General features: G+C 71.6%; 15 protein-coding genes. 10 read left to right on the forward strand and 5 right to left on the reverse strand.

Features of this window, described 5'->3' with window-relative positions; genetic code table 11:
• The first annotated feature begins 147 nt into the window (after positions 1 to 147).
• The 3 genes from ACWGDB_RS14125 to ACWGDB_RS14135 are packed head-to-tail and all read left to right on the forward strand — an operon-like array spanning position 148 to position 2,847.
• Entirely contained in the window at positions 148 to 1,632 is a 1,485-nt protein-coding gene (locus ACWGDB_RS14125) for an IucA/IucC family protein (protein ID WP_453822818.1), read from the forward strand.
• 22 nt (positions 1,633 to 1,654) lie between these two features.
• Positions 1,655 to 2,569, forward strand: coding sequence for a HipA family kinase (locus tag ACWGDB_RS14130; RefSeq protein ID WP_453822676.1), 915 nt, complete (start codon positions 1,655 to 1,657; stop codon positions 2,567 to 2,569).
• The gene (locus tag ACWGDB_RS14135; protein WP_453822677.1) at positions 2,566 to 2,847 is read left to right on the forward strand and encodes a SelT/SelW/SelH family protein; all 282 of its coding nucleotides are present in this window, start codon (positions 2,566 to 2,568) and stop codon (positions 2,845 to 2,847) included. The genes ACWGDB_RS14130 and ACWGDB_RS14135 overlap by 4 nt, the downstream gene beginning before the upstream one ends.
• A gap of 1 nt (position 2,848) precedes the next feature.
• Here the strand turns inward: ACWGDB_RS14135 and aceB are convergent, their stop codons facing one another.
• Together aceB and ACWGDB_RS14145 are read right to left on the reverse strand one after the other, a co-directional pair.
• On the reverse strand, positions 2,849 to 4,471 hold the full coding sequence (aceB, locus tag ACWGDB_RS14140; RefSeq protein ID WP_453822678.1) for a malate synthase A: 1,623 nt from the start codon (positions 4,469 to 4,471) through the stop codon (positions 2,849 to 2,851).
• 199 nt (positions 4,472 to 4,670) lie between these two features.
• The gene (locus tag ACWGDB_RS14145; protein WP_453822679.1) at positions 4,671 to 5,273 is read right to left on the reverse strand and encodes a nucleotidyltransferase family protein; all 603 of its coding nucleotides are present in this window, start codon (positions 5,271 to 5,273) and stop codon (positions 4,671 to 4,673) included.
• Positions 5,274 to 5,457: 184 nt separating this feature from the next.
• On the opposite strand from ACWGDB_RS14145, the gene ACWGDB_RS14150 reads away from it, so the two are divergent.
• On the forward strand, positions 5,458 to 5,772 hold the full coding sequence (locus tag ACWGDB_RS14150) for a DUF5955 family protein (protein WP_383609580.1): 315 nt from the start codon (positions 5,458 to 5,460) through the stop codon (positions 5,770 to 5,772).
• Between the two features lie 3 nt (positions 5,773 to 5,775).
• Here ACWGDB_RS14150 and ACWGDB_RS14155 read toward each other — a convergent pair whose 3' ends face one another.
• Positions 5,776 to 6,576, reverse strand: a complete 801-nt coding sequence (locus ACWGDB_RS14155) for an IclR family transcriptional regulator (protein WP_453822680.1) — start codon at positions 6,574 to 6,576, stop codon at positions 5,776 to 5,778.
• A gap of 247 nt (positions 6,577 to 6,823) precedes the next feature.
• Between ACWGDB_RS14155 and allB the strand changes: the two genes are divergently transcribed.
• On the forward strand, positions 6,824 to 8,164 hold the full coding sequence (gene allB / locus ACWGDB_RS14160; protein ID WP_453822681.1) for an allantoinase AllB: 1,341 nt from the start codon (positions 6,824 to 6,826) through the stop codon (positions 8,162 to 8,164).
• Positions 8,165 to 8,202: 38 nt separating this feature from the next.
• The gene (gene alc / locus ACWGDB_RS14165) at positions 8,203 to 9,333 is read left to right on the forward strand and encodes an allantoicase (RefSeq protein WP_453822682.1); all 1,131 of its coding nucleotides are present in this window, start codon (positions 8,203 to 8,205) and stop codon (positions 9,331 to 9,333) included.
• Positions 9,334 to 9,539: 206 nt separating this feature from the next.
• Here alc and ACWGDB_RS14170 read toward each other — a convergent pair whose 3' ends face one another.
• Complete coding sequence (locus ACWGDB_RS14170) at positions 9,540 to 10,307, reverse strand: SDR family oxidoreductase (protein ID WP_453822683.1); 768 nt, start codon at positions 10,305 to 10,307, stop codon at positions 9,540 to 9,542.
• A 203-nt stretch (positions 10,308 to 10,510) separates the two neighbouring features.
• On the opposite strand from ACWGDB_RS14170, the gene ACWGDB_RS14175 reads away from it, so the two are divergent.
• On the forward strand, positions 10,511 to 11,137 hold the full coding sequence (locus ACWGDB_RS14175) for a dihydrofolate reductase family protein (protein ID WP_453822684.1): 627 nt from the start codon (positions 10,511 to 10,513) through the stop codon (positions 11,135 to 11,137).
• Positions 11,138 to 11,291: 154 nt separating this feature from the next.
• A complete protein-coding gene (locus ACWGDB_RS14180; protein ID WP_383609597.1) occupies positions 11,292 to 11,678 on the forward strand; it encodes a ribonuclease domain-containing protein in 387 nt (128 codons plus the stop codon).
• Positions 11,679 to 11,739: 61 nt separating this feature from the next.
• Here ACWGDB_RS14180 and ACWGDB_RS14185 read toward each other — a convergent pair whose 3' ends face one another.
• The gene (locus tag ACWGDB_RS14185) at positions 11,740 to 11,940 is read right to left on the reverse strand and encodes a hypothetical protein (protein ID WP_383609600.1); all 201 of its coding nucleotides are present in this window, start codon (positions 11,938 to 11,940) and stop codon (positions 11,740 to 11,742) included.
• A gap of 169 nt (positions 11,941 to 12,109) precedes the next feature.
• On the opposite strand from ACWGDB_RS14185, the gene ACWGDB_RS14190 reads away from it, so the two are divergent.
• Positions 12,110 to 13,363 carry a sensor histidine kinase gene (locus ACWGDB_RS14190; RefSeq protein WP_383609603.1) on the forward strand — a complete coding sequence of 418 codons (1,254 nt, stop codon included), beginning with the start codon at positions 12,110 to 12,112 and terminating at the stop codon, positions 13,361 to 13,363.
• A 183-nt stretch (positions 13,364 to 13,546) separates the two neighbouring features.
• A complete protein-coding gene (locus ACWGDB_RS14195) occupies positions 13,547 to 14,227 on the forward strand; it encodes a response regulator transcription factor (RefSeq protein ID WP_453822685.1) in 681 nt (226 codons plus the stop codon).
• Positions 14,228 to 14,236 lie beyond the last annotated feature (9 nt).

Below are 14,236 nucleotides of genomic sequence, written 5' to 3' on the forward strand. Positions count from 1 at the left end.
GCGGGCTCCTCGGGTACGAGTAGGACGTCGGACCAGGTGCCGACGACAGACATACTGATCGTCTTCCCACCGGAACGGACCGTAGGGACAGACCTGAACGGGCCGTGGATCGCGTCCTGAACGGACCGTGGAGAACGAGTGGAGCGAGTGCACCCCAACCCCCAGTCCGCCGCCGCCGACGCCCACGCGGTCGCGCCCTTGCTGAACTGCTTGCTCCGGGAGGTGGCCGAGCCCGTACCAGGCCCGGGCGAGCGGCGCGTGTACCGGCTGCACGGCACGGGCCGCCTGCTGCGGGTGCTCGGCGAACGGCGGCCCGCCGAGCCCGAGGTGCGTGCGGACGGGGCCTGGCAGCGCATCGGGCACACCGAGCTCGTCAAGCTCGTCGCCGACGAGCTGCGCCGCCACACCGGCCTGTCCAACGACGAACTGCCCGCCGAGATGATCGACAGCCGGGACACGGTGGCCGCGCTGCTCACCGCACGCGCGCGTGCGACGCCGCCGGCGGACCCCTACCTGCGCTCCGAGCAGTGCCTCCTCACCGGCCACCCCTACCACCCCGCCCCCAAGGCGCGGGGCGGCGGACCGGCCGCGGCCTGGCTGCCGTACGCCCCCGAGGCGCACGCCCGCTTCCCGCTGACGCTGCTCGGCCTGCGCGAGGACGCCGTCGTCGAGGAGGGCGACACCTCGGCCCTGGACGCCTTCGGCGAGGCGCCTCCCGGGTACCGGCTGCTGCCCGCGCATCCGTGGCAGCTGGACCTGGTCGGCCGGGACCTCGAGGGCGCCTTCGCCGACGGGCGGCTGATCCGGCTCGGCACGACCGGCTCCGAGGCGTGGCCGACGGCCGCGATCCGCACGCTGTACGTCCCCGGGGGCGCCCCCGGGTCCGTCTCCGCGGGCGACTTCTTCCTCAAGTTCAGCCTCGACGTCCGCATCACCAACGACATCCGTCGGCTGTGGCGCCACGACCTGCTGAATCTCCGCCGGACCGATACGGCGGCGTCCCGTGCGTTCGCGACGAGCCCCGCGGCCTGGCTCTCCGACCGCGGCTACCGCACCGCCGACTTCGCGTACGAGGAACTGGCGGTCCTGGTGCGCGACGGCTTCCACGGCCACCTGCTGCCCGGTGCCACTCCGTTTCTCGCCGCGGGCCTGGTGGAGGGCGTCGAAGGCGGCCCGCTCGGCGACCCGGCCTGGTGGGAGGCGTACCTGTGCGCGGTCGTACCGCCCGCCCTCGAGGCCTTCGCCGACCACGGCGTCGTCCTGGAGGCCCACCTGCAGAACACGCTCGTCGCCGTCGACGGCGACGGCGTTCCGGTGCAGGCCCTGTTCCGGGACGCCGAGGGCGTGAAGCTGCTGCCGGACGTGTCCCGTGCGGCCGGCTGGGAGCGGCTGGTGTACACGCTCGTCGTGAACCACCTCTGCGAGGTCGCCGCGGCCCTCGCCGAGCGTCACCCGGGCCTCGACCCCTGGCCCGCCGTACGCCGCGAACTGGCCCGCCACGACCTTCCCGAGATCGCCGGCCTGCTCACCGCACCCACGCTCCCCGGCAAGACGAACCTGCTGCTGCGCTGGACGGGCGCGGACGGCGCCGACGCCCGCTATCTGCCCCTCCCGAACCCGCTGGCCGGATGAGCGCTGACTTACCCTGGCGGGTGTGCTGCGCGACGTGACTGCTGTTCGATACGTGACCCCGCTGCGGTCCGGCGGCTCCGTGCCCGGAGTCGTCGAGGCCGACGACCTCGGCACGTACGTCGTGAAGTTCACCGGATCCGCGCAGGGGCGCAAGGCGCTGGTCGCCGAGGTGATCGTCGGCGAGCTGGCCCGCGCCCTGGGGCTGCGCTTCCCCGAGCTGGTCCTGGTCCACTTCGACCCCGCCGTCGCGGACGGCGAGCCGCACCAGGAGGTGCGGGACCTGCACGCCGCCAGCGCGGGGGTCAACCTCGGCATGGACTTTCTGCCGGGTGCCCGGGACTTCACCCCGGAGGTCGCGAAGACGTTCCCCGTCGACCCGCTGGAGGCGGGCCGGATCGTCTGGCTGGACGCCCTGACCACGAACGTCGACCGTACGGTGCACAGCTCGAACCTGATGATCTGGCCCACCTTCGGCACCGTCCCGCCGCGCCTGTGGCTGATCGACCACGGAGCGGCCCTGGTCTTCCACCACCGCTGGGACGGCTCGGACCCGGGGAAGTCCTACGACTTCCGCCACCACGCCCTCGGCCACTACGCCCCCGACGTGCGCGCCGCGGACGCGGAGCTGGCGCCCAAGGTGAGCGAGGAACTGCTGCGCGGGATCGTGGCCGAGGTGCCGGACGCCTGGCTCGCGGACGAGCCCGGCTTCGAGACGCCCGACGCGCTCCGCGAGGCCTACGTCGGCCACCTCCACGCGCGCGTGCGGGCGTCCTCCGCCTGGCTCCCCACCGACTTCCCCACCCGGGAGGAACTCGCCGCCGAGCAGGCCCAACGAGCGGCGAAGTCACAGGAAGGCCGGCCGAAGTGGCTGAAGCAGGTGCCCGACCTGCACGGCAAACCGGCCGCGGAACAGGATTGGTCGGTGCACCTCGGATGAGTGGCCGTGTAGAGATCGAGTACTGCACCCAGTGCAGGTGGCTGCCCCGGGCGGCCTGGCTGGCGCAGGAACTGCTCACCACCTTCGAGGCGGAGCTGGACGAACTGGCGCTGAAGCCGGGCATGGGCGGGATCTTCGTCGTCCGCGTCGACGGCGAAGTCGTCTGGGACCGCCGCGAGCAGGGCTTCCCCGAGCCGACGGCGGTCAAGCAGGCCGTACGCGACCGAGTGGCCCCGGGAAAGTCCCTGGGCCACTCGGACAAGGCGTCACAGGAGTAGGTCAGCCCTTGAGCTGCTCGTACGCGGGCAGCGTCAGGAAGTCCGCGTAGTCCTCGTCGAGGGAGACCTCCAGGAGCAGGTCGTGGGCCTGCTGCCAGTGACCGGCCGCGAAGGCCTCCTCGCCGATCTCGGCGCGGATGTTCGCCAGTTCCTCGGCGGCGACCTTGCGGGCCAGCTCGGGGGTGGCGTGCTCGCCGTTCTCGAACTCGACGCCCGCGTTGATCCACTGCCAGATCTGGGAGCGGGAGATCTCGGCGGTGGCCGCGTCCTCCATGAGGTTGAAGATGGCGACCGCGCCGAGGCCGCGCAGCCACGCCTCGATGTAGCGGATGCCGACCTGGACGGCGTTGACCAGGCCCGGGTACGTCGGCTTGGCGTCCAGGGAGTCGATGGCGATCAGGTCGGCCGCCTGCACGGAGACGTCCTCGCGCAGCCGGTCCTTCTGGTTGGGCTTGTCGCCGAGGACCTTGTCGAAGGACTCCATGGCGATCGGGACCAGGTCGGGGTGGGCGACCCAGGAGCCGTCGAAGCCGTCGCCGGCCTCGCGGTCCTTGTCGGCGCGGACCTTCTCGAAGGCCACCTTGTTGACCTCGGCGTCCCGGCGGGACGGGATGAAGGCCGCCATGCCGCCGATCGCGTGCGCACCGCGCTTGTGGCAGGTGCGGACGAGGAGTTCGGTGTACGCGCGCATGAACGGGGCCGTCATCGTGACCGCGTTGCGGTCCGGGAGGACGAACCTGGACCCGCCGTCACGGAAGTTCTTGACGATGGAGAACAGGTAGTCCCAGCGGCCGGCGTTCAACCCGGAGGCGTGGTCGCGCAGTTCGTAGAGGATCTCCTCCATCTCGTACGCCGCCGTGATCGTCTCGATCAGGACGGTCGCGCGGACGGTGCCCTGCGGGATGCCGACGTAGTCCTGCGCGAAGACGAAGACCTCGTTCCAGAGGCGGGCCTCCAGGTGCGACTCCGTCTTCGGGAGGTAGAAGTACGGGCCCTTGCCGAGGTCGAGCAGACGCTGGGCGTTGTGGAAGAAGTACAGGCCGAAGTCGACGAGGGCGCCGGGGACCGGCTCACCGTCGATCTGGAGGTGACGCTCGCTCAGGTGCCAGCCGCGCGGGCGCATGACGACGGTGGCGAGCTCGTCGCCGGCGCGCAGGGCGTACGACTTGCCGGACTTCGGGTCGGTGAAGTCGATGTTCCGGGTGTACGCGTCGATCAGGTTGACCTGGCCGAGGACGACGTTCTCCCAGGTCGGCGCGGAGGCGTCCTCGAAGTCGGCCAGCCAGACACGGGCACCCGAGTTGAGGGCGTTGATGGTCATCTTGCGGTCGGTGGGGCCGGTGATCTCGACCCGGCGGTCCTGCAGCGCGGGCGGGCACGGGCCCACCTTCCAGGAGTCGTCCGCGCGGATGGCGGCGGTCTCCGGGAGGAAGTCGAGTGTGGAGGTGCGGGCGATCTCGGCGCGGCGCTGCGCACGGCGGGCGAGGAGTTCGTCACGCCGGGGCGTGAACCGGCGGTGCAGCTCGGCCACGAAGGCGAGGGCCGGCTCGGTGAGGACCTCCTCCTGCCGGGGCAGGGGCTCGGCGTCGACGATGGCCAGCGGGGACGGCGCTGGTGCGGACATGAGCTGTCACTTCCTTCAGCGAACTACGGACGAGCTTTGGCACCGGGTGCCAGTCTTCCCGGATACGGCTGGGAGCGCCCGTGGAGCAGCCGGGCGCTTCTGAACAGTGGATACTAGTTTCCTCATGGTGGAAGTTCAATGGTTTGTTGACGTCGAGATTCTCTGAGTCGAGGCAAGGTGGCTCTGGGTGCCACCGCCTTCACTCAAGGTGGGTGAGATCGGCCTCCGTGTCGATGTCGTACGGCCGGGCCACGTCCCCGCACTCGACGAGCCCGATCGCGGCCTCGTGCGCCTTCAGATAGGCGCGTGCCCCTCGATCGCCGGTCGCAGTCGCGGCGATGCCCGCCCAATGGGCGGCGCCGAAGAGCACCGGATGCCCGCGCACACCGTCGTAGGCGGCCGAGACGAGCGATGCCTCGTCCTGGAAGGCGGCGAGCACGCGCGCGACCGCCTGCGGGCCGATGCCGGGCTGGTCGACGAGCGACACCAGCGCCGCCCGCGCGCCCGTGCCGGCGAGCGAGTCGAGCCCGGCGCGCAGGGAGGAGCCCATCCCGTCGGCCCAGTCCGGGTTCTCCACCAGGACGCAGTCACCGAGTTCCGCCTGCTCCCGTACGGCGGCGGCCTGTGCGCCCAGGACCACGTGCACGCGGGCGCACCCGGCCGCGCGCAGCACTCCGACCGCGTACTCGACGAGCGGTCGGCCACGGTGCCGGAGCAGGGCCTTGGGGCGTCCGCCGAGCCGCCGTCCGCCCCCGGCGGCGAGCAGCAGACCCGCGACCAGGGGGGCTTCTTTGTCAGTCATGCGTCCTGCATACCTGACGCCTGCGGGCGCGGCCGGTGCCGTTGGGCTGAATTTCGGTCCGTATGGTGGCGTGCCCGGCAGCGGTGGCGTTTACTGACCCGCGTCCCCGGCGCCCGACCACCGTCAGGGGCGCTCGACGGGGGATGCGTGACTACTGGCGCACAACGGCGTGCGAGGGGGAGCTTTGTTGCGGAGCTTGGGGCAGAGGTCGGTGACGGGCAGCGACGAGGACCTGAGGGTGGCGGGACTGCGGACGGCCGTGTCCCGTCTGCGCCGCGAACTCGCCGCGCACCCCGGCGAGTTCCCCGACCGGGGAATCGCCGAGGACGAACTTGCCGCGCTGGCCGCGATGACGATCGAGGGAGCCCCCGAAGTCCCGCGCCTGCGCCGGTCGTTACTGCTGATCGCGGGCGCGATCGGCTCGGTGAGCGCCTTGTCCCGGGGGCTTTCGGCCGTACGGGACGCGGTGGAGTTGTTCGGGGACCCGCCGCGTCGTTGAGGTCTAGGCGGTCGGTGCCGAGCTGGCCAGGGCCTCCGACAACTCGACGGCCACCTGCTGCAGCATCGGCACGATCTTGTCCGTCGCCGCCTCGGTCACCCGTCCTGCCGGGCCGGAGATCGAGATGGCCGCTGCCGTGGGGGAGTCGGGGACGGTGACGGCGAGGCAGCGGACCCCGACTTCCTGCTCGTTGTCGTCGATCGCGTAGCCGTTGCGCCGCACCTCCTCCAGCGCCGCGAGGAAGCCGTCAGGCGTGGTGATCGTCTTCTCCGTGGCGGCCGGCATGCCGGTGCGGGACAGCAGGGCCCGCACCTCCTCCGGCGGGAAGGAGGCGAGCAGCGCCTTGCCGACACCGGTGGAGTGCGGCAGCACGCGCCGGCCGACCTCGGTGAACATGCGCATCGAGTGCTTGGACGGCACCTGGGCGACGTACACGATCTCGTCGCCGTCGAGCAGCGCCATGTTCGCCGTCTCGCCGGTCTCCTCGACCAGCCGGGCCAGGTACGGGCGGGCCCAGGTGCCCAGCAGCCGGGACGCGGACTCGCCGAGGCGGATCAGCCGCGGGCCGAGGGCGTAGCGGCGGTTGGGCTGCTGGCGTACGTAACCGCACACCACGAGCGTCCGCATGAGGCGGTGGATGGTGGGCAGCGGCAGCCCGCTGCTCGCGGACAACTCGCTCAGGCCGACCTCGCCGCCCGCGTCCGCCATCCGTTCCAGCAGGTCGAAGGCGCGCTCGAGGGACTGGACGCCACCATTGGAGCTGGACCTGGCGGAGTCGGTGGTGCTGGCGCTGGACGTCGGCACGGCGTTCCTTTCGGGACCGGTAGGAGCTCAGAAGCCTACCCGTCGGTCGGTTGACTCCCTGCTTGTACGTAGCTACGTTCTGCTTGGCGGAATTGTAATTCCGCTTTGTGGAAACGTCCAGAGAGTGGCGGGCGGGTGCACTGTGGAGAAGTGTGCCCTTGACGGCGCGGGAACGGGAGCGGAGACTCCTTCAACAGAAAGTTGAATTCCGTTACGCGGAAGTGAACGGCGGCAGAGAGGGGTCCGGGTGTCCGACGCTGAACTGGTGCTGCGCTCGACGCGCGTCATCACCCCGGAGGGGACACGGGCCGCCTCGGTCCTGGTCTCCGCCGGCAAGATCACGGCCGTACTCGGGTACGACGCCGAAGTCCCGTCCGGTGCCCGCCTGGAGGACCTCGGCGACGACGTCCTGCTGCCCGGCCTGGTCGACACGCACGTGCACGTCAACGACCCGGGCCGCACCGAGTGGGAGGGCTTCTGGACCGCCACGCGCGCCGCGGCGGCCGGCGGTATCACCACGCTCGTCGACATGCCGCTCAACTCCCTCCCGCCGACGACGACGGTCGACCACCTCCGCGTCAAGCAGAAGGTCGCCGCCGACAAGGCGCACATCGACGTCGGCTTCTGGGGCGGCGCGCTGCCCGACAACGTCAAGGACCTGCGCCCGCTGCACGAGGCAGGCGTCTTCGGCTTCAAGGCCTTCCTGTCGCCGTCCGGCGTGGACGAGTTCCCGCACCTCGAGCGGGACCCGCTGGCCCGTTCCATGGCGGAGATCGCCTCGTTCGACGGTCTGCTCATCGTGCACGCCGAGGACCCGCACCTGCTCGCCTCCGCCCCGCAGCAGCCGGGACCCAAGTACGCCGACTTCCTGGCCTCCCGTCCCCGGGACGCGGAGGACACGGCCATCACCCAGCTCATCCGTGAGGCGAAGGCCCTGCGCGCACGCGTGCACGTCCTGCACCTGTCCTCCAGCGACGCCCTGCCGCTGATCACGGAGGCGAAGGCGGACGGAGTCCGGATCACCGTCGAGACCTGCCCCCACTACCTGACCCTCACCGCCGAGGAAGTCCCGGACGGCGCCAGCGAGTTCAAGTGCTGCCCGCCGATCCGCGAGTCCGCCAACCAGGACCTGCTGTGGCAGGCGCTGGCCGACGGCACGATCGACTGCATCGTGACCGACCACTCCCCGTCCACGGCCGACCTGAAGACCGACGACTTCGCGACGGCCTGGGGCGGCATCTCCGGACTCCAGCTGAGCCTGGCGGCCGTATGGACCGAGGCGCGCGGGCGCGGGCACGGCCTGGAGGACGTGGTCCGCTGGATGTCCTCGCGGACGGCGGAGCTCGTCGGACTCGACGACCGCAAGGGCGCCATCGAGGCGGGCCGTGACGCCGACTTCGCCGTCCTCGCGCCCGACGAGACGTTCACCGTCGACCCGGCCGCCCTCCAGCACCGCAACCGCGTGACGGCGTACGCGGGCAAGACCCTGTACGGCGTCGTGAAGTCCACCTGGCTGCGCGGCGAACGCATCGTCGCGGACGGCGAGTTCACCGACCCGAAGGGGCGACTGCTCACCCGGACCAGCTGAATTCCACCCATCGACCTCGAAAGGCAGAACTGATCACCGTGACGGCGCAGCATCAATCCGGTTTGGCCAGCTTCACCGGCGACGCGAATCCCTACGGCGGCGGCGACCCCTACGCCGACCACCGCACCGCCGACTTCCCGTTCACCCAGTACGCCAACCTCGCCGACCGAGGGCTGGGCGCCGGTGTCATCGCCGCCAACGACGAGTTCTTCGCCCAGCGCGAGAACCTTCTGCTGCCCGAGCGGGCCGAGTTCGACCCCGAGCACTTCGGGCACAAGGGCAAGATCATGGACGGCTGGGAGACCCGGCGGCGGCGCGGTGCCTCCGCCGAGCACCCGTGGCCGACGGCCGAGGACCACGACTGGGCGCTGGTGCGCCTCGGCGCGCCCGGCGTGATCCGCGGGATCGTCGTCGACACGGCCCACTTCCGCGGCAACTATCCGCAGGCGGTGTCCATCGAGGCCACCTCGGTGCCGGGTTCGCCGTCGCCGCAGGAACTGCTGGCGGACGACGTGAAGTGGACGACGCTGGTGCCGCGCACGCCGGTGGGCGGGCATGCGGCGAACGGTTTCGCCATCGACGTCGAGCAGCGCTTCACCCACCTGCGCGTCAACCAGCACCCCGACGGCGGCATCGCGCGCCTGCGCGTGTACGGCGAGGTGGCGCCGGATCCGCAGTGGCTGGAGGTGCTCGGCACCCTCGACGTCGTCGCCCTGGAGAACGGCGGCCAGGTCGAGGACGCCTCCAACCTCTTCTACTCGCCCGCCACGAACACCATCCAGCCGGGCCGCTCCCGCAAGATGGACGACGGCTGGGAGACGCGCCGCCGCCGCGACCAGGGCAACGACTGGATCCGCTACCGCCTCGTCGCCCAGTCCCAGATCCGCGCGATCGAGATAGACACGGCGTACCTGAAGGGCAACAGCGCCGGCTGGGCCTCGGTCTCGGTGAAGGACGGCGAGGACGGTGCGTGGACGGAGATCCTGCCGCGCACCCGCCTCCAGCCCGACACGAACCACCGTTTCGTCCTGCCGAACCCCGCCGTGGGCACGCACGCGCGCGTGGACATATTCCCGGACGGCGGCATCTCCCGACTGCGGCTGCACGGCTCGCTGACGGAGCAGGGCACGGCAGGCCTGGCCGCCCGGCACCAGGAGCTGGGCGGCTGACGCCGCCGGCGCACCGGAACTCCGACACCGGTGCGCCAGAGCCCGAGCGCGGTCGTGGGTCCGGCCCGGGGAGGCCGGGCCCACCGCAGGAGCGCGGCCGTGTCCGCAAAGTCCCGCCTGGCACGCGACGCCTGGCACGCGCTCTCGCCGCACCAGACGCCGCGGGCCCGCCCTCCGGGCGAACGCCGGGACTTTGCGGACACGATTCAGGCCGCGTGGCCGCCGTCCACCGCGAACTCCGTACCCGTCACGTAGTCCGCCCCCGCCAGGTACGCGACCATCGACGCCACCTCGTCGGCCGTGCCGAAGCGGCCCAGGGCGGTCAGCGCCGCCTGGTCGGATGCGTAGGGGCCGTCGGCCGGGTTCATGTCGGTGTCGATGGGACCCGGGTGGATGACGTTCGCCGTGATGCCGCGCGGGCCCAGCTCGCGTGCCAGGGCCTTCGTCAGGCCGATCAGTGCCGACTTGCTGGTCGCGTAGAGCGTCCCGCCGGGGCCCGGCACCCGCTGGACCATGCAGGAGCCGATCGTGATGATCCGGCCCCCGGCACCCATCCGGGCGGCCGCCGCCTGGGAGGTCAGGAAGACGCCCCGGACGTTCACCGCGAGGACCCGGTCCACGTCCGCGAGCGACAGGCCCTCCAGCGGACCCAGGACGCCGACGCCGGCGTTGTTCACCAGCACGTCCAGGCCGCCGAGCTCCTCCACGGTGCGCTCCACGGCGCCCGCCGCCTCGGCCGCGTCCGCGGAGTCCGCCCGCAGGGCCACGGCCCGCCGTCCCAGCGCCTCGACGGCCCGTACGACCTCCTCTGCGGCCTCCTTGCCATTCACGTAGGTCACGGCGACGTCCGCGCCGTCCCGGGCGAGCCGCAGCGCCGTGGCGGCGCCGATGCCCCGGCCGGCGCCGGTGACCAGGGCGACCTTGCCGTGCAGGGTTTCGTAAGTGGTTGTCAGGGGTGCATGCGTGGTTGTCATGAGTCCATCCCAGCGCCGCACGGGCCGAAGTGCTGGCGGCGAACGGACACCGAGGTGCCGGGGGGCAAGGCTCGGCGGAACACGGTCCGGCGATGAGTTGCGGGTGCCGGCGGGGTCTGAGGTGATGACAGCAGATCTCGCCCCGGCAGACCGGAACCAGATCGCGCCCCGGAAAACCGGAAACCGGAAAAGAGGCACTCCTCATGGGCAAGCTCGTTTCCACCCTCTTCGTCACGCTCGACGGCGTCTACCAGGCGCCCGGCGGCCCGGAGGAGGACACCCGCGGCGGCTTCGAGCACGGCGGCTGGAGCTTTCCGTACGCCGACGACGACTTCGGCGAGTTCATGAACGGCGTCTTCGACCGCCCGGCCGCCTTCCTCCTCGGACGCCGCACGTACGACATCTTCGCCGCGTTCTGGCCGAAGGTGACCGACCCGGCCGACCCGGTCTCGTCCAAGCTGAACGCCCTGCCGAAGTACGTCCCGTCCGCCACGCTGACCGACCCCGGGTGGGCCGGCACCACCGTGCTGACCGGAGACCTCGCCAAGGAGGTCACCGCCGTCAAGGAGCGCGTCGACGGCGAGGTGCAGGTCCACGGCAGCGGCGCCCTCGTCAGGTCGCTGCTGGCCCTCGGCCTCGTCGACACCCTCCACCTGCTGACCTTCCCGGTCGTGCTCGGCACGGGCCACCGCCTGTTCACGGAGGGCGCCGTGCCCACCGCGTTCAAGCACAGCGGCGGCAGTGTCACGAGCACCGGTGTCGCCATCAACTCCTACGACCTGGCCGGTCGGCCCGAGTACGGCACGTTCGGACTCCCCGAGGAGGCCTGATCAGCCGCCTGCGGTGTCCTCACCCGACCTCCTCGTGGAGATCGGGTGAGGACACCGGGGCGCACGTTAACTTCCCGAAAACTCATCGGACTTGCCGGGAAAATCTCCGCCTTGACATTGACATGCCACTGTCTACGCGCGTCATCATGAAGCCATGAGATTCCCCCCACGAATCACTCGCATCGGCGCCGCGGCCGCCGTCCTGTCGGCCCTTCTCGTCGGCGGCACCGTCACTGCCACGCCGGCGGCCGCCGCGGTCGGCAGCATCTGCTACAACAACCTGCCGTCGCAGGCGCACGACACGCTCGACCTGATCGAGCAGGGTGGCCCCTTCCCGTACGACCAGGACGGCACCGTCTTCCAGAACCGGGAAGGCATCCTGCCGAGCCAGTCGACCGGCTACTACCACGAGTACACGGTCATCACGCCCGGGTCCTCCAACCGCGGAGCCCGCCGGATCGTCACCGGTGAGGAGAACCAGGAGGACTACTACACGGCCGACCACTACGAGTCGTTCGCCCTGATCAACTACGGCTGCTGACCCCCCACGGTCACAGCCGGCGCCGAGGAACGGTGCCACCGGCCGGAGGTCCGGTCCGCGTTCATCCGGACTTCCGGCTCTCGGCGGCCGCGAACAGCGCGACCGCCAGCACGAGCAGGGCGACGCTCGCGTAGATCTCGAAGCCGTCGAGGAAGTCGAGCCCGTGTACGAGACCCCAGTCCCAGTCGGTGAACTCGTTCAGCAGGCCCATGACGCCCTGCGCCAGGGCGATGACTCCCAGGAACTCCAGCAACTGCTTCATGCCATGACTCTCGCCCCGCGGACCCCCCACGCCAATCGGCCGCGGGGCGAGCCATGGCCGACGGAAGTCCCCGTTCCGGACGGACCGCCGCAACCAAGGTCGTCGATGCCGCGACTTTGGTCGTCGCTCCCGCCCACGGGGGCGCGCCGGGACCCGGCACTGCGTAGATTTGTCGACCGTGAGTGGTGACAAGCAGGTGCCCGCACCCCAGGCATTCGCGGGGCGGCGCTGGCTGCTGCCCTCCGCCCTGATCAAGGAGTTCGACCCCGACCCCGAGCGTCCCGGGCGGCCCCGGCGCACCGCGCGGGACTGGTTGGTCGACTTCTCCTGCTTCCTGCTTGCCGTGATCATCGGTCTGGTGGCCGCGGACACGATGAAGGACGAGAACCTGCCCGCCGGGTACGCCGTCTTCGACCAGCTGGTCGGCGCGCTCTCCTGCGCCGCGGTGTGGCTGCGCCGCCGCTGGCCGGTCGGGTTCGCAGCCGTGATGGTCCCCGCCGCCCTCCTGTCGAGCACCGCGGGCGGCGCCAGCCTGGTCGCCCTGTTCACGCTCGCCGTGCACCGGCCCTTCCGGTATGTGGCCTGGGTGGCCGGGACCTACGTGGTGCTGAACCCGGTGTACTTCCTGTTCCGCCCCGAGCCCGACCTGTCGTACCCCTGGTCCGTCGCTCTGGCGTCGTTGCTGACCGGCGCGGTGGTCGGCTGGGGCATGCTCGCGCGGTCCAAGCGCCAGCTCCTGCTGAGCCTGCGCGACCGGGCCCGGCGCGCCGAGAACGAGGCGCGGCTGCGGGCCGAGCAGGCGCAGCGGCTGGCCCGCGAGGCCATCGCCCGGGAGATGCACGACGTCCTCGCGCACCGGCTGACGCTGCTCAGCGTGCACGCGGGTGCCCTGGAGTTCCGGCCCGACGCGCCCCGCGAGGAGATCGCGCGGGCGGCGGGCGTCATCCGGGAGAGCGCCCACGAGGCCTTGCAGGACCTGCGGGAGATCATCGGCGTGCTGCGGGCCGCCGAGCCCGACGACTCCGGCCGGCCGCAGCCGACCCTCGCGGCGCTGGAGGCGCTGGCCACCGAGTCCCGCGAGGCCGGCATGAAGGTCACCCTCGACCAGCGGGTCACCGATCCCGCAGCCGTTCCCTCCTCCGTCGGCCGCACCGCCTACCGCATCGCCCAGGAAGGCCTGACCAACGCCCGCAAGCACGCCCCCGGCACGGAGGTGACGGTGACGGTGACCGGCGCACCCGGCGAGGGCCTCTCCGTTTCGGTGCGCAACCCGGCGCCCGAAGGTGAGGTGCCGCACGTACCCGGCTCCGGACAGGGCCTGATCGGACTGACGGAACGAGCCACGCTGACGGGTGGCCGGCTGGAGCACGGGCCCACCGCGGACGGCGGGTTCGAGGTGCGGGCCCGGCTGCCGTGGGGGTGAGGGCCGGCGGTATCCGGGCCTGGTGCTCAACGGCCGCCCCGGTGTGCGCCGTTGTGAGCGGGGCAGCAAGGGGTGCACGCGCGCGTGAGGTGCCCGCGCGCCACGCACGTGTGCCGTGTTCCTGGCGGGAACCGCACGCCGTCCGGCCCCTCCACGCCGTACAACCGTGATTACGTAAGGCACATGACTGCGATCAGACTCCTCCTCGTCGACGACGACCCGTTGGTCAGGGCCGGGCTGTCCTTCATGCTGGGCGGCGCCGACGACATCGAGATCGTCGGTGAGGCGGCCGACGGCTCCGAGGTCGAGGCACTGGTCGACCGCTCCCGGCCGGACGTGGTCCTGATGGACATCCGGATGCCGTCGGTCGACGGACTCACCGCCACGGAGCGGCTGCGCAGCAGGAAGGACGCGCCGCAGGTGGTGCTGCTGACCACCTTCCACGCCGACGATCAGGTGCTGCGCGCCCTGCGCGCGGGCGCCGCCGGTTTCGTGCTCAAGGACACGCCGCCCGCCGAGATCGTCGACGCGGTGCGCCGGGTCGCGGCCGGCGATCCGGTCCTGTCGCCCACCGTCACACGCCAGTTGATGGCCCACGCGGCCGGCACCGCCGCCGACACCCGCCGCTCACGCGCGCGTGAGCGGCTCACCGGCCTCAACGACCGCGAGCGCGAGGTCGCCGTCGCGGTGGGCCGGGGGCTGTCCAACGCCGACATCGCCGCGGAGCTCTTCATGAGCGTCGCCACCGTCAAGACCCATGTCTCCCGCGTCCTGGCCAAACTGGACCTCAACAACCGTGTGCAGATCGCCCTGTTGGCGTACGACGCGGGACTTCTGGAGGAAGTCGAGGACGACGGGCACTAGGGCGGGCTC

The sequence above is a fragment of the Streptomyces sp. NPDC055013 genome, from assembly GCF_053608645.1.

What these genes read in the sequence shown, in the direction of transcription:
- ACWGDB_RS14185 (WP_383609600.1), bottom strand. Translation starts at nt 11,940, where the DNA reads ATGAAGCAGTTGCTGGAGTTCCTGGGAGTCATCGCCCTGGCGCAGGGC.
- ACWGDB_RS14170 (WP_453822683.1), bottom strand. Translation starts at nt 10,307, where the DNA reads ATGACAACCACGCATGCACCCCTGACAACCACTTACGAAACCCTGCAC.
- ACWGDB_RS14195 (WP_453822685.1), top strand. Translation starts at nt 13,547, where the DNA reads ATGACTGCGATCAGACTCCTCCTCGTCGACGACGACCCGTTGGTCAGG.
- ACWGDB_RS14145 (WP_453822679.1), bottom strand. Translation starts at nt 5,273, where the DNA reads ATGACTGACAAAGAAGCCCCCCTGGTCGCGGGTCTGCTGCTCGCCGCC.
- ACWGDB_RS14135 (WP_453822677.1), top strand. Translation starts at nt 2,566, where the DNA reads ATGAGTGGCCGTGTAGAGATCGAGTACTGCACCCAGTGCAGGTGGCTG.
- ACWGDB_RS14180 (WP_383609597.1), top strand. Translation starts at nt 11,292, where the DNA reads ATGAGATTCCCCCCACGAATCACTCGCATCGGCGCCGCGGCCGCCGTC.
- ACWGDB_RS14175 (WP_453822684.1), top strand. Translation starts at nt 10,511, where the DNA reads ATGGGCAAGCTCGTTTCCACCCTCTTCGTCACGCTCGACGGCGTCTAC.
- aceB (WP_453822678.1), bottom strand. Translation starts at nt 4,471, where the DNA reads ATGTCCGCACCAGCGCCGTCCCCGCTGGCCATCGTCGACGCCGAGCCC.